Raw genomic sequence first — 13816 nt, 5'->3', positions numbered from 1 at the left:
CAAAAACAGCTCTAACATCACAAAGAAAAAAGCGCCTCTCATAAAGGCGCTTTTTGCTCATCATTCGCTTTATACCGTCAAATATTTGCGTATGACCTCATCATCCAGCGACTCCAAGCCGCCTTCCCACGCAATCGCCCCTTTTTCCAGCACGTAGAAGTAGTCTCCTACACTCTTCACGAAATCCAGGCTTTGCTCCACCAGCAAAATAGCCGTCTTGCCATCCGCTTTAATTGAGCGAATAACATCCCTAATATCATCGACAATGGAGGGCTGAATCCCCTCACAAGGCTCATCAAGCAGCAATACTTGAGGCCTTGAAGCTAACGCCCTCGCGAAGGCAAGCTGCTGCTGCTGTCCGCCGCTAAGATCGCCGCCGCGGCGCGTATACATTGCCGGCAGCACAGGAAACTTTGCAATAGCCTCTTCTGGAATAGAAGATATTTTCGACTTTGAAGCCTCAAGGCCAAGCAGCAAATTTTCATAAACGGATAGCTGAGCAAATATTTCGCGTCCTTGCGGTACATAGCCGATTCCACTTTTAGCCCGCAGTCCCGGCGCTTTCTTCGTTAAATCCGAGCCATTATAAGAAACAGAACCCTCGCGCGCCTTCAGCAGCCCCATAATGCTTTTCATAAGCGTTGTTTTGCCTACGCCATTCCGCCCGAGCAGACATACAACCTGCCCTTGCTTCACTTTCAGCGACACATCACGCAAAATAATACTCTCACCATAACCAGCCTCAAGCTGTTGAACGGCTAACATCGGCATCCCGCCTTTTCCCCAAGTACACTTCCGCCACGCGGTCATCCCGTTGAATTTCATCCATCGAGCCTTCCTTCAGCAGCTTCCCTTCATGCATAACGGTGACCTTGCTCGCAAAATTACGAACAAACTCCATATCATGCTCCACGACTACAATCGACCGCATACGGGCTATCTGGCGAAGAAGCTCGCCCGTTTTATCCGTCTCCTTATCGGTCATCCCCGCCACCGGCTCATCGAGCAGCAATATTTCCGGCTCCTGGAGCAGCATCATGCCAATTTCGAGCCACTGCTTCTCTCCATGCGACAGACCGCCTGCCCGCCAGTTCGATTTTTTCTGCAAACCAATCATAACGAGCTGCCCGTCAATTTTAGCCCGCTCATCCTCAACCATCTTTGCAAACAACGTCGCGAACACGGTACGCTTCTGACGCATCGCGATTTCCAAATTCTCAGCAACCGTCATCGAAGGGAATATCGAAGGAGCTTGAAATTTACGACCGATGCCAAGCTCAGCAATTTGATGCTCTTTCTTTTTCGTTATATCTACCTTCCCGAATGTGACACGTCCCGCCGTAGGCCTTACTTTCCCACAAATCACATCCAGAATTGTCGTTTTGCCAGCTCCATTTGGCCCTATGAGGAAACGAAGCTCCCCTTTCTCAAGCTTTAGGTTCATGCCTTGGACTGCTTTAAAGCCATCGAACTCAACAGTTACATCATCACACAGCAGGATTGCGGACTCCTTCATGCTTTGGCTCCCTCCCTTTTTTGCGTAATTTCAATTGGCCAACTAAGCCAGCAACACCTTTAGGCATAAATACGACCACGACCACAAACAGCAGCCCCATAAAGAATAACCAGCCCTGCGGATAAGCGGTACTGAACTCACTTTTAGCCCAGTTCATAAGGATAGCGCCTAGTGCGGCTCCAACCAGCGTTCCACGTCCGCCAATGGCTACCCAAAGAACCATTTCAATCGAAGGCACAATTCCGAGCATCGACGGTGAAATAATACCGACGTGGAGTACAAACAGCATGCCCGCTATACCTGCAATGCCAGCCGAAATCGTAAATACGACCATTTGATAAATTGCCGGATTGTAGCCGATGAACCGCACCCGGTTCTCGCCATCTCGAATCGCGCGAAGCACCTTGCCGAAGCGGCTGCCGATGACGTAGCGGCAAAAGATGAAGATAGCAATGAGAGCAATGACGGTAATATAGTAAAGCACGCGCTTCGTCTCAGGAGAACCTATAGAGAAGCCAAGCACGGTGGAGTAGCCTGTTATCCCATTCGTACCGCCTGTAAAAGCTTGCTGACCAATGAGCAGTGTCGTCGTAATAATAACGAGCGCTTGCGTCAAGATCGTGAAGTAAACGCCGCGAATTCGGTTGCGGAACGTGACGTAACCAAGCACAAGCGCGAGCAGCGCAGGTATGGCAATTCCCATCGCTACCGCAAACCAGAAGCTCTGGAATGGCTGCCAGAAAAGAGGAAGCTCCTTAAGACCGCTCCAGCCCATGAAATCCGGCGGCCTTCCTCCGCTTGCCTCCAGCTTCAAATACATCGCCATAGCGTAGGCGCCTAATCCAAAGAAAATGCCATGCCCTAAACTTAAAATGCCAGTGTAGCCCCATATCAGATCAAGCCCTAATGCTACTATGGCAAAGGCTAGAAATTTCGCTAACAAGTTGAGCCGAAAATCACTTACAAATAGCGGAGCGGAGAAGAGTGCAGCCGCTGCTGCCGCATAGCCAATTAAGATCCATAACCGCTGAGGAGTAAACTTTTGCAAGCGCATAAGCGTTCCACCTTTCTTTTCCCTAGTCAAGCGACCGCGAACGCATGGCAACGAGTCCCATAGGCTTCCATTGGAGGAAAGCAACTATACAGACAAACACTAGCACCTTGCCAAGCGAAGCATTCGTCCAATACTCAAACAACGTATTAAACATCCCAATCCCTGTTGCCCCGAGCACCGTCCCAACCAGCTTGCCGACTCCGCCAAGCACGACGACCATAAAGGCATCAACGATATAATAAGTGCCAAGGGACGGGCCGATAGGACCAAGCAGCGTTAACGCACAGCCCGCAATGCCGGCAATACCCGAGCCGATAGCGAAGGTCATCGCATCCACTCGTCTTGTCGAAACCCCAAGGCATGCGGCCATATCGCGATTTTGCATCACTGCCCGCATCCTTCTGCCTTCATGGCTGCGGTAAATATAGAAATACATAGCAATTAAACAAGCGATGACGAGTGCGATGATGAATAACCTTTTGTAAGGAAGCAATGTTCCATCCATAATCTTTAAGCCGCCATTTAGCCATGCTGGGCTTGTAACTGCAACGTTTGGCGCCCCAAAAATAGATCTTGCAAGCTGCTGCAGCACGAGACCCACACCCCAAGTGGCGAGCAAGCTATCAAGCGGCCGTCCATATAGAAAGCGAATCAGCGACATTTCGAGAATAAGACCAATGATAAATGCAACGATAAAGCTGACCGGAATGGCCAATACAAAATACCAATCAAACATCGATTTCGGCAAATAATCATGAAACACATTTTGCGTCAAATACGTGGAGTACGCACCGATCATAATTAACTCGCCATGCGCCATATTGATGACCTTCATCAAGCCAAACGTAATCGCAAGCCCCAAAGCAACCAGCAATAAAATGGAGCTGATGCTTAAACCATTAAATAGCTGCAGCAGAAACACTTCCATATGACCGCTCCTCTCTAGCATAAACGGCTGTCGCCTTCCTCTGTCACAAAAAAAGCAGAAGGGAGCATTCGAAGCGATCGAATACTCCCCCATTAATTGCTGTGTATTAGACCATTGTTTGCTTATGGATTATTGCGTTGGTTGAATGCTTGCTGCCCAGTCGTAGCCTTTGAGATACGGATCCGGCTTAACCGCTTCACCTGAGTTCCACAGCTCCTTGAATTGGCCGTCCGCTTGCACTTCGCCAATACGAACCGTTTTGTAAATATGCTGAGTAGCGCCGTCGATTTTCACTTTTCCTTCTGGAGCATCCCACTCCAGCTCTTTGGCTGCTTCCTTTACTTTATCTACGTCAGTGGAGCCTGCTTTCTCGACCGCCTTTGCCCATAAGTAGACCGCTGTATAGCCGGCTTCGATAGGGTCCGCCGTTACGCGCTCATCACCGTATTTCTTTTTGTAGTTTTCGACGAACGTTTTGTTAGCTGGCGTATCCGTTGTTTGATAATAGTTCCACGCCGCCAAATGGCCTTCCAGCACATCGACGCCAATACCGCGGATCTCTTCTTCTGCAACCGATACTGACAATGTAGTCAAATCTTTAGCTGTAATGCCTGCATCCTTCAATTGCTTGAAGAACGCAACGTTGCTGTCACCGTTAAGCGTGTTGTATACGACATCTGGTTTAGCTTCTTTGATCTTGCTGATTAGCGTGCTGTAATCTGTATGGCCTAGCGGCGTGTATTCTTCTCCAACCAGTTCGCCGCCTTCAGCCTTCAACTGTTCTTTAATTACGAGGTTTGCGGTACGAGGGAATACATAGTCCGATCCGAGTAAGTAAAATTTCTTGCCGCGGTTTTCAAGCAGCCACGAGACAGATGGAACGATTTGTTGGTTTGTCGTAGCGCCTGTATAAAAAATATTCGGAGAAGATTCAAGACCTTCATATTGCACCGGATACCACAGCAGGCCATTTAACTCTTCGAATACCGGCTTCATTGCTTTCCGGCTTGCGGATGTCCATCCACCAAATACGGTAGCCACTTTATCTTCGGAAATAAGCTTGCGCGCCTTCTCAGCGAAGGTGGGCCAATCCGAAGCGCCGTCTTCAAGTACAGGTACAATCTTTTTACCTAAAACGCCGCCTGCTGCATTAATTTCATCGATAGCCATCATTTCAGCATCGATAACCGATACCTCGCTAATTGCCATGGTGCCGCTCTGTGAGTGCAATATTCCCACTTTTATTTCCCCATCTGCTCCCGATCCGGCATTGGCAGCATTCGTAGGTTTATCTGTTTCCCCATTCGTAGATGCTGGTTTGTTGTTGTTTGCGCCACAACCTGTCAATACGATCGTTAAAGCTACAAACATAAGGCCAAATGAATAAAACATTCTCTTTTTCATCTTCCCACTCCCCATCGCTTCATATTTGTCTCTATATTTCCGAACATTTACATGGAATTAACTTCCATTGTTCGTGCTTTTATTATAGATTGGGAACTAAGTTAATGTCAATATAGTTAACACTAATTTTTTCAAGGGATACATTTTCACTTAAAAATGGTCATTTAGGGGTGTTTTATTTATATTTATGTTAGGTATAATGACACTTGTTTGTCGGTGTACTTCTTTTATGTACGAAAAATTGAATGTATGACATTTTTATTCACATAAAAAACCCAACCTAAGGCAAATGCCTCAAGTTGGGTTAACTTGTTTAAATTCATATGTTATTTTTTATTTTCTTCTGCTCTTGCAATAAGCATGTCTACAATAAGATCGACTTGTCCGCTTATAGCAATAGGATCATAACGATAGAATGTATTAAAATCATTTTCAAAATATTGATTGTTTTTCACGGCGTCTAAGCTTTTCCAAACCGCTAAGTCTGTCAGCTGCTTAATCGCCTCACCCTTCTTCTCCGGGTCATAGACGGTCATAAACATATAATCTGCCGAATACTCAGGAAGTGCTTCTTTAGACAGCTGGAAAAAGCCGTCGTTGGCATCCACTTGCTTTTTAATCGATTCAGGAATTTTTAGACCCAGTGCATTATATACCGCTTGACCCGATCTGCCCGAATTTTCGCCAAACATCCATATTTCGCCTTTATCTGTAAGCTCAAAAATGCCGACTGTCGTATTTTCTTCGACAACACCTTTCAGCTTCTCGCGGCCCGCTTTCGCCTTTTCATCATATGCCGTGATGAATTGCTCCGCTTTCTCCTTCTCACCTACAATGTCTCCAAACAATCTAACGCTTTCGTAAATATTGGACGCTGTTCCATAAGGAATATATAATGTTGGTGCAATTTTAGACAAGCTCTCGTAGCTTTCTTCATACATAACCACGATTAAGTCAGGCTTAAGCTCAAGCACTTTTTCAACGTTAATCGGCGACCCTACATCAACTGCTCCCTTAAGCTGCTCAGTAAGGAACGGGTTTTCGAAGGTAGATGGCTCTACGCCAAGCACGTTTGCTCCTACAGAAAGCAATTCACCGCCATAATAGTCGGTAACGATACGCTGCGGCTTAACCGGAATTTGAATCGTTCCCTTCGTTGTCTCGAAGCCGCGGAATTCCGCTGCCGGCACTTCTGTAGCTGCAGGTGCTTCGCTTTCGGAGGGTGCGTTAGTTGCTGCATTGCTATTTGTGTTATTCGCACCGCCGCAGGCGGATACGAGGACAGACAGCATAAGGAATAAAGTAAGGATAAAATATGGCTTTCTCTTTGACATGGTGGACCTCCTATGTACATTCAACGATAAACTCGCATTTTTGATAATGCGAATCATTATCGTTAGAAGCATATCAGATCACTTTATCCATCGTCTATAGATAAAAATAACCATGTCACATGGATTATTGTCAGCTTCATATCGTGTTTATAAAAATAATTGAGCTAGTGTGAACGTCAGCTTTTGTAAGGATACACCATCGTTGGAGTAACATTTATTGACTGGGATACGATAAACCAAATCGCTCTTAACAGCAGGAAGCTGCTGCCATGCTTCGCTTGCCAGCAATCGATTCGTTTTCTCCATCCCCGTCTCCTCAAAAATACTAATAATCATATGATCAGCTGCAAATAAAGAAAGCTCGTCGAGAGTAACGATTTTACTTTTCCCCGCATCAAGCACATGCTCCTTCACAGCGTCAGGCGGCTGGAAGCCCAGCACATCATATAACGCATAAGCACCACGATCCTGCTTGCTTAGCACATAAATATTACCGTCTGCAATTTCATAAACAGCTGCTGTCTCATTTGAATGAAATACATTGCTCAACTTGTATTTCAACTGCTCAGCCATTTGATAGAACTGCAAGATCCATTTTTCTGCCTCATGCTGTTTCCCAAAAATATGACCCATGAATCGCAGTCGCTCAATCGGATTGATGTTTTCCCATGGTTGGACTAGCACAGGCGCGATTGTTCGCAGCTGTCCAAGCTGTTCTGGCCTAAGGTAATCGGGTGCAACGATAATATCAGGCTGAAGCATACGCACCTTCTGGCTGTCCCAATCTTCAAAGGATATGACGCCTTCGAGCTCGCTCCTCAGCTGCTGTGAATGATACGCTAAACGACCATCTACACCAACAGGGGTAATGCCTAGCGCAAGCAAAGTGCCGATAAATTGAAACGCCACGATGCGCTTTGGCCTTTGGCGAAAATCAGATGGATGCATGCCGGTAGCTTGCTTGAATTTCCGGCTAAAATATAATGCATCCTGGTAGCCGACAATTGCCGCAATCTCATTAATATGGCTGCTTGTTATGGAGAGAAGCTCCTTAGCCTTGTCCACACGAAGCTGCAATATAAAGTCCGATATGCTTTGCCCCATCTCTTTATTGAACTGCTTTGATAAGTAATGCGGATGATAGCCGGTTAAATGGGCCAAGAAATTACGCTGCAGCTTCGTACTGTAATTTTCTTTAATGTACTGCACTGCTTTTTGTACGGGCGTTGCATATTCGTAATAAGGCGTTTTATGGCCTGCGATCAATACCTCATACAACAGCTCTAGAAGCAGTTTTTGAGCTTCAAATGGATTGCTGCTCGCTTCCGCTTGATGAGCCTCGATTAACGATTTAAATAAACCTAATAAAATGCCTATTCGATTAGAAGCAATATAGCCATTATCGGGAAGGCCTTCGCAGCTCTGATGATAGACAAGCTGGTCGCGTGTATCCTGGATTTGAACGTACTGGTCGAATTGGATCATATACAAATGCAGATCGGAGTGCTCTGAGCTGGAAATCGATGCTCTCGTCCCAGCATGCGCAAACAACAAGCAGCCGAAGCTTAGCTCATACGCATCATCATCCATCTTCATGGCTCCGTAACCTTCTCCGAGCATAAATAAGGAAGGGGTGCTAATAAGCATCTCGTTAGACATCTCTGTCTTTTTCAATAAAATGCTTTTGGCTTCACGCAGCAAATATTGATTTGTGTTCAGCATACAATCCATCCTTACTCAGCATAGTTTCAGAAAAAGACCCCTTAACCGGTGAATGGTTAAAGGGTCTGACATGTTTGTCTTGCACTTATTTCGTTGCAGGTGCTTCTGTAGCTGGAGCATCTGTAGCTGGAGCATCCGTAGCCGGCGTTTCTTCACCAGCAGGAGCATCGCTGGCAGGAGTATCACTTGCTTTTGGAAGCTTAATGACGATTTCTTGCTTAGGAAGCTCGTCTGTCATGTATTTGTTCATTTTCTCAGAAGCAACTGTACCTTTTACTGATTCTTTATCTGCATCAGTTAATTTATCAAATGCTGGCGTATCACGTTTCTCAACAAGGATAACATGGTAGCCAAAATCTGTTTTCACAGGCTCGCCAATAACGCCAATCTCTTGTTTATAAGCAGCTTGTTTAAACTCTTCTACCCATTGGCCATTCTTCTTGTCCGCATATAGACCGCCTGCGTCCTTCGAGCCTGGATCGTCGGAATATTCTTTGGCAAGGGCAGCCCAATCTCCGCCTGCTGCCAGCTTGTCTTTCACTTCTTTAGCGCGAGCCAAAGCTTCTGCATCCGTGCGAATTTCTTTCTCTTCTTGTGTAGTTGGATCCGTTGTTTTAGTTGATACCAAGATGTGGCGAACAGAAACGGTTGCATAGTTAATACCGTTCTTTTCATATTCTGCTTTCATTTCTTCCTCAGTTACTTGAGCGTTCATATGAGCTACAAGTTTGGAAGTCATAAGCAAATAGTTTTCCATATCTTTGTCTTTCAATTTCTTAGCATCTACAGCAGCTTTCAATTCCGCATCTTGGGAAAGTGCTGTCTTATACTGCTTCATTTGTTCTTTTACTTCTGTTTCAGCCTTTTTAACGTCTTCCTTAGAAGCCTGGCTGCTTAAAATTTTGTAGGAAATATACTGCTGGAGCAGCTGCTCCTTAAATTGCGGAATTTCAATAACTTGCGCATACGCTGGCTGCATAACCGTAAATACATCCAAATACTTGTTGAATTCCTTGTCTGTCACATTGCCGCCTTTATAGGTTGCAACTTCTGTTTCCTTCGCGCCGCCGCATGCCGCCATCGTCAAGACCAGCACGACTGCCACGATAAGCAGCGCGCCTTTGCGCCATGCCGATTTGCGTGAACTGTGTAACATGTTGAATCCCCTTTCATATTGAGAACTTGATAGTATTGTATCAGAAAAGGGGCGTATAAAGCGAATCTTGTCTATGTTGTCGCATCTTGCAATTCGTCTTTATAAAGGAGAACATCCTTGTACGCTTGCAAAAATTGTTCAATCATATGAATTTTCTGCTCCATATTCAATCCCTTGCCGCGCAGCAAAATACTTGGGTTTGGCTCCTGCTCGCTGCCCTGCTTAAAGCGGTTCTCATGCTTCAGACAAAGCTGATCAACCTTCTTACGGTCAATCCTCCGCTTCTCGCTAGCTGCGTAACGAAGCAGCAGATCATCACCTTTGCCGCTGAGCTGTTCAATACCATACATCGTGCCATACACTTTTAATCTAGCCACTGCGAGCAAATTGCTTACCGCTTGCGGTAAATCGCCAAAACGATCCACAAGCTCATCAATCACATCATCTGCCTCTTCGAACGTTCGGATAGCAGCCACTTTTTTATAGATCTCAATTTTTTGGATGCTGTCATAAATGTAATCCGAAGGCAAATAAGCATCTACGCTAATATCAATAAGCATGCTAACTGGCTTCTCTTCTTTGATTTCTTCGCCGCTCATCTCCGCTTTGCGCTTCGCGATCTCATCAGCCAGCATCTGCGAATACATGTCGAAGCCTACCGAGGCAATAAAGCCATGCTGCTCCGCCCCAAGCAGGTTGCCCGCCCCACGAATCGATAGATCGCGCATCGCGATTTTGAAGCCTGAGCCGAGCTCAGTAAATTCTTTGATGGATTGCAGACGCTTCTCGGCAACCTCCGTAAGCACCTTATCCCGTTGATACGTGAAATACGCGTATGCAATACGATTCGAACGACCAACGCGGCCGCGCAGCTGATACAGCTGAGAGAGTCCCATTTTGTCAGCATCATGCACAATAAGCGTATTCACGTTCGGAATATCGACGCCTGTCTCAATAATGCTGGTGCTTACCAGAACATCGGATTCGCCATCGAGGAAATCAAGGATGGTCTTCTCCAGCTCCTGCTCTGACATTTGCCCATGGCCGACCGCAACTCTAGCACCTGGTACAAGCGCATTGATTTGCTCCGCCATTTGGTAGATGCCTTGAACACGGTTATACAAGTAATAGACTTGGCCTCCACGTGCCAGCTCGCGCTCTATCGACTCCCGTACGAGGGACGGGCTGTATTCCACCACATAGGTTTGCACAGGGAAACGATTTTCCGGCGGCGTTTCAATAACAGACAAGTCCCGCACGCCAAGCATCGACATATGAAGCGTTCTTGGAATCGGTGTTGCAGTCAGCGTAAGCACGTCGACATTAGTTTTAAGCTTCTTCAGCTTTTCCTTATGCGATACGCCAAAACGTTGTTCCTCATCCACGATCAGAAGGCCGAGCGATTTGAAAATAATATCCTGCGACAGCAATCGATGCGTCCCAATAACGACATCTACTGTTCCTGCTTTCAAGCCCTTCATTGTTTCGTTCTGTTCCTTGCGTGAACGGAAACGGCTGAGCACCTGAACGTTAATCGGATAACCTGCAAAACGCTCGCGGAATGTCTCATAATGCTGCTGCGCCAAAATAGTCGTCGGAACTAGCACTGCTACCTGTTTGCTGTCCATTGCTGATTTGAAGGCAGCACGAATGGCAACCTCGGTTTTCCCGTAACCGACGTCTCCGCATAACAGCCTATCCATCGGCTGGGTTTTCTCCATATCCTTCTTAATCTCTTCGATCGCTCTGAGCTGGTCACGCGTCTCGTCATAAGGGAACATCGCTTCGAACTCATTCTGATACGACGTATCTTGTCCAAAAGCGTACCCTGGTGCCGTCTGCCGCTCTGCATACAGCTTGATCAAATCATCAGCAATATCCTGAACGGATGCTTTTACTTTGCTCTTCGCCCGTGTCCATTCACTGCCGCCGAGTTTATTGACCTTAGGCTCTTTATCTTCATTGCCGACATACTTCTGAATCATATCCACTTGCTCGATTGGAACAGACAGCTTATCGCCGCCAGCATAGAGAATATGCAAATAATCTTTATGAATACCTGCTATTTCTAGCGTGCCTATACCTACATACTTGCCTATACCATGATTATGGTGAACAACATAGTCACCGACTTTAAGCTCTGTATAGCTCTTAATACGCTCGGCATTATCAACTTTTTTATCCATTTTCCGGGCTTTGCGCTGCTTCTGGGAGAACATCTCGCCTTCAGTAATAATGACAAGGTGAGAGGATGGCAGCTCAAAACCGGACTGCAAATTACCTTCTAGCAGAGTAGGCGTCTCAATGCTATAGTCGTCAAGAACTCGGCGCATGCGTTCCATACGCTCTGCATTGCCGGCAAGCATCATTACTGTGGCACCCGTCTTGCGCCAACGTTCCATTTCTGCCTTCAGCACATTCATTTGTCCATGAAAATTTTGCATCGAGCGGCTTGTCATGTTCAATATATTTTGCGGCTGCGAATGCGGGATTTGCCTTAAGAATAAGGACAGGAACAGCGTTGGAAACGGACGGTGATGCAAAATCTCCTCTGTATCGCGGGCTAGAGCAAGATCCGGAAGCGACTTGCCGTTTTGCAGCAAATGCATGGACCATTCCGCTTCATCCCGCTCCAATTGCTTCGCTGTCTCTATTAAACGCGTTGGCTCGTCTAGTATGAGCAGCGTATCAGCTGGCATATAGTCAAGAATCGTTTGACGCTCTGGGTATAACAACGAAATATATTTATAAATTTCCGGAAAATAAACATGCTCGCGCAGCCTTTCAATCTCTCCGCCCAGCTCCGTGCGAAGTCGATCCTTGGCTGTACGATCTGTCATCTTATCGAGCTGCTTCTCTAGCAGCCGCTGCGCATGATTAGCCGCAGTCTCCATACGGTGGCCGTCTGCGAGCAGCTCTTGGCATGGCGGAACCACATAAGATTCCAAGCGATCCAAAGAACGTTGATCTGCTGGATCGAAGGTGCGTATGGAATCAACATCATCGCCAAACCATTCGATCCGGTACGCTTGTGAAGCCGTAAGCGGATAGAAGTCAACAATCCCTCCGCGCACGCTCATATCGCCGCGCAATTCTACGCGGTCAGCCCGTGTATAGCCAAGAGCGGTCATTTGCCGCAGAAAAGCATCTATCGGCAGTGATTGGCCAACTTGAACCTCTACTTGCGCTTCAGCCATAACACTGCTTATAGGCAAATAGCGCCGAACGCCGGAGAAGGGCACGACAACAATCCCGCGATAGCCTTGGGACAGCTTGATCAGCACATCCATTCGCTGCGCAAGCGTCTCAGGACTCGAGATCGCCGCTTCTGCAGCTACCAGCTCATTTGCGGGATATAATAATACATTTTCTGACGAAAGACATTCCTGCAAGTCCTCCGCAATCTTCTGCGCAGAGAACATGTTATGCGTCACAACAAGCATAGGACGCTCTACATCCTCCCGCAGCGCTGCAATGAGCACTTGTCTGGAAGAGCCTGCGAGGCCAGATATCATCTGCTCACGCATGCCTTTACGAATACCGGATATAACGGACTGAACGTCCGTATCCGCGGCAAAAGCATTAATTAAAGCTTTCAACTTTTGCGACACCCCGTTTCTTTACACAATCGGAGAGTGATACGATCGCTCCCTGTACATTGAAAATAAGCCTCAGCCATCTGCTAAGGCTCATACTATTCACTTTCCGTCATTGAAGAGGACTAGTTACCAAATGAAGCTCTGGGTTCGCATCAATCGCCTCGCGGCAATAATCACAGACCACTTTTACCGTTACATCTCCATTTGGGTCATACGCTATTATATCGCTGCGTTCTTCGGGGGTCAAGAAATGGAAGCCCAGTTGATGCTCCGTTATATTTGACCCGCTAAGCGACCCCATCGATGTTCTGCAGTGCCGACAAATATAGTTTACTGCCATATGTATGCCTCCTGAAGGGTAGTTATATCCTTCAGTATGCCCTCATAATCAATTTCTAACAGATTATCGGTTAAACTTTGCCATTGTCTCCTCGAAAGGCGCCTTCAATCTAAACTCAATAGCATCACATGCGTCAGCAACCATAGCAGACAATTTCTCATGCTCGCTCTTCGGAAAAGTGGAGAGCACATAGTCCGCAATGTTCATGCCTGGCTGCGGGCGCGAAATGCCCATCCGAACGCGGTCAAAAGTTTGCGTGCCCAAATGCTGAATCAATGATTTGATTCCGTTATGCCCGCCCGCACTGCCTTGATAGCGAAGGCGAAGCTTGCCGATCTCCGTATCCAAATCATCATAAACGATTAAGCCGTCCTGGACCTCAGCCTTAAAGTAATCTAGAAATGATCTTACTGACTCTCCAGACAAATTCATATATGTCATCGGCTTAATAAGGACAACCTTCGTGCCTTGTACGTTGCCTTCTCCGATTAATGCCTTGCATTTATTTTGCGTTACACTAATGCCCCAGCGCCTTGCAAGCTCATCAATAACCATAAATCCGACATTATGCCGGGTTCCTTGATAAGCAGCACCGGGATTGCCAAGTCCTGCAATCCACCTCATTGCTCTCTCCACTCCTTTACGGACAAATGTAACATAATCTATTACAAGCGTAAACATCGGAAGCCGTCCTGCGGCAGAACTTTCATTCTATTTTCCCCAAAAAGCAAACAACGCCGCCCTGATGAAGGACGGCGCCTGA

At 46.7% G+C, this 13816-nt stretch carries 11 protein-coding genes; all 11 read right to left on the bottom strand.

The window, feature by feature from the left end; genetic code table 11:
* Positions 1-69: 69 nt before the first annotated feature.
* Positions 70-765 (bottom strand): urea ABC transporter ATP-binding subunit UrtE, encoded by a 696-nt coding sequence (gene urtE, locus AC0VYE_RS00255; protein ID WP_076271287.1) that lies wholly within the window; start codon positions 763-765, stop codon positions 70-72.
* The gene (urtD, locus tag AC0VYE_RS00250) at positions 743-1516 is read right to left on the bottom strand and encodes an urea ABC transporter ATP-binding protein UrtD (RefSeq protein ID WP_475445354.1); all 774 of its coding nucleotides are present in this window, start codon (positions 1514-1516) and stop codon (positions 743-745) included. Before urtD ends, urtE begins: the two co-directional genes overlap by 23 nt.
* Positions 1488-2570 (bottom strand): urea ABC transporter permease subunit UrtC, encoded by a 1083-nt coding sequence (gene urtC / locus AC0VYE_RS00245; protein ID WP_475445352.1) that lies wholly within the window; start codon positions 2568-2570, stop codon positions 1488-1490. The genes urtD and urtC overlap by 29 nt, the downstream gene beginning before the upstream one ends.
* Positions 2571-2592: 22 nt before the next feature.
* Positions 2593-3498 (bottom strand): urea ABC transporter permease subunit UrtB, encoded by a 906-nt coding sequence (urtB, locus tag AC0VYE_RS00240; RefSeq protein WP_076271284.1) that lies wholly within the window; start codon positions 3496-3498, stop codon positions 2593-2595.
* 129 nt (positions 3499-3627) lie between these two features.
* The gene (urtA, locus tag AC0VYE_RS00235) at positions 3628-4902 is read right to left on the bottom strand and encodes an urea ABC transporter substrate-binding protein (RefSeq protein WP_076271283.1); all 1275 of its coding nucleotides are present in this window, start codon (positions 4900-4902) and stop codon (positions 3628-3630) included.
* 326 nt (positions 4903-5228) lie between these two features.
* Positions 5229-6236, bottom strand: a complete 1008-nt coding sequence (locus AC0VYE_RS00230; RefSeq protein WP_475445350.1) for an iron-hydroxamate ABC transporter substrate-binding protein — start codon at positions 6234-6236, stop codon at positions 5229-5231.
* A 147-nt stretch (positions 6237-6383) separates the two neighbouring features.
* Entirely contained in the window at positions 6384-7958 is a 1575-nt protein-coding gene (locus AC0VYE_RS00225; RefSeq protein WP_475445348.1) for a helix-turn-helix domain-containing protein, read from the bottom strand.
* 85 nt (positions 7959-8043) lie between these two features.
* Positions 8044-9114, bottom strand: coding sequence for a peptidylprolyl isomerase (locus AC0VYE_RS00220; RefSeq protein WP_076271280.1), 1071 nt, complete (start codon positions 9112-9114; stop codon positions 8044-8046).
* A gap of 71 nt (positions 9115-9185) precedes the next feature.
* Entirely contained in the window at positions 9186-12713 is a 3528-nt protein-coding gene (gene mfd, locus AC0VYE_RS00215; RefSeq protein WP_076271279.1) for a transcription-repair coupling factor, read from the bottom strand.
* Positions 12714-12822: 109 nt separating this feature from the next.
* Complete coding sequence (locus AC0VYE_RS00210; RefSeq protein ID WP_339205871.1) at positions 12823-13053, bottom strand: anti-sigma-F factor Fin family protein; 231 nt, start codon at positions 13051-13053, stop codon at positions 12823-12825.
* A gap of 63 nt (positions 13054-13116) precedes the next feature.
* Positions 13117-13677: an aminoacyl-tRNA hydrolase gene (gene pth, locus AC0VYE_RS00205; RefSeq protein ID WP_076271325.1), complete on the bottom strand. Its 561-nt coding sequence runs from the start codon at positions 13675-13677 to the stop codon at positions 13117-13119.
* Between the last annotated feature and the right edge of the window lie 139 nt (positions 13678-13816).

The organism is Pristimantibacillus sp. Z349TD_6 (genome assembly GCF_056173205.1).
The sequence above is the reverse complement of the archived record's forward strand: the minus strand, read 5'-3'. Positions and strand labels throughout refer to the sequence as shown.

Excerpts from the sequence above, each read along its gene's own strand:
- AC0VYE_RS00210 (WP_339205871.1), bottom strand. The coding sequence starts at position 13,053 with ATGGCAGTAAACTATATTTGTCGGCACTGCAGAACATCGATGGGGTCG.
- AC0VYE_RS00225 (WP_475445348.1), bottom strand. The coding sequence starts at position 7,958 with ATGCTGAACACAAATCAATATTTGCTGCGTGAAGCCAAAAGCATTTTA.
- pth (WP_076271325.1), bottom strand. The coding sequence starts at position 13,677 with ATGAGGTGGATTGCAGGACTTGGCAATCCCGGTGCTGCTTATCAAGGA.
- urtC (WP_475445352.1), bottom strand. The coding sequence starts at position 2,570 with ATGCGCTTGCAAAAGTTTACTCCTCAGCGGTTATGGATCTTAATTGGC.
- urtD (WP_475445354.1), bottom strand. The coding sequence starts at position 1,516 with ATGAAGGAGTCCGCAATCCTGCTGTGTGATGATGTAACTGTTGAGTTC.
- urtE (WP_076271287.1), bottom strand. The coding sequence starts at position 765 with ATGTTAGCCGTTCAACAGCTTGAGGCTGGTTATGGTGAGAGTATTATT.
- urtA (WP_076271283.1), bottom strand. The coding sequence starts at position 4,902 with ATGAAAAAGAGAATGTTTTATTCATTTGGCCTTATGTTTGTAGCTTTA.
- AC0VYE_RS00230 (WP_475445350.1), bottom strand. The coding sequence starts at position 6,236 with ATGTCAAAGAGAAAGCCATATTTTATCCTTACTTTATTCCTTATGCTG.
- urtB (WP_076271284.1), bottom strand. The coding sequence starts at position 3,498 with ATGGAAGTGTTTCTGCTGCAGCTATTTAATGGTTTAAGCATCAGCTCC.
- AC0VYE_RS00220 (WP_076271280.1), bottom strand. The coding sequence starts at position 9,114 with ATGTTACACAGTTCACGCAAATCGGCATGGCGCAAAGGCGCGCTGCTT.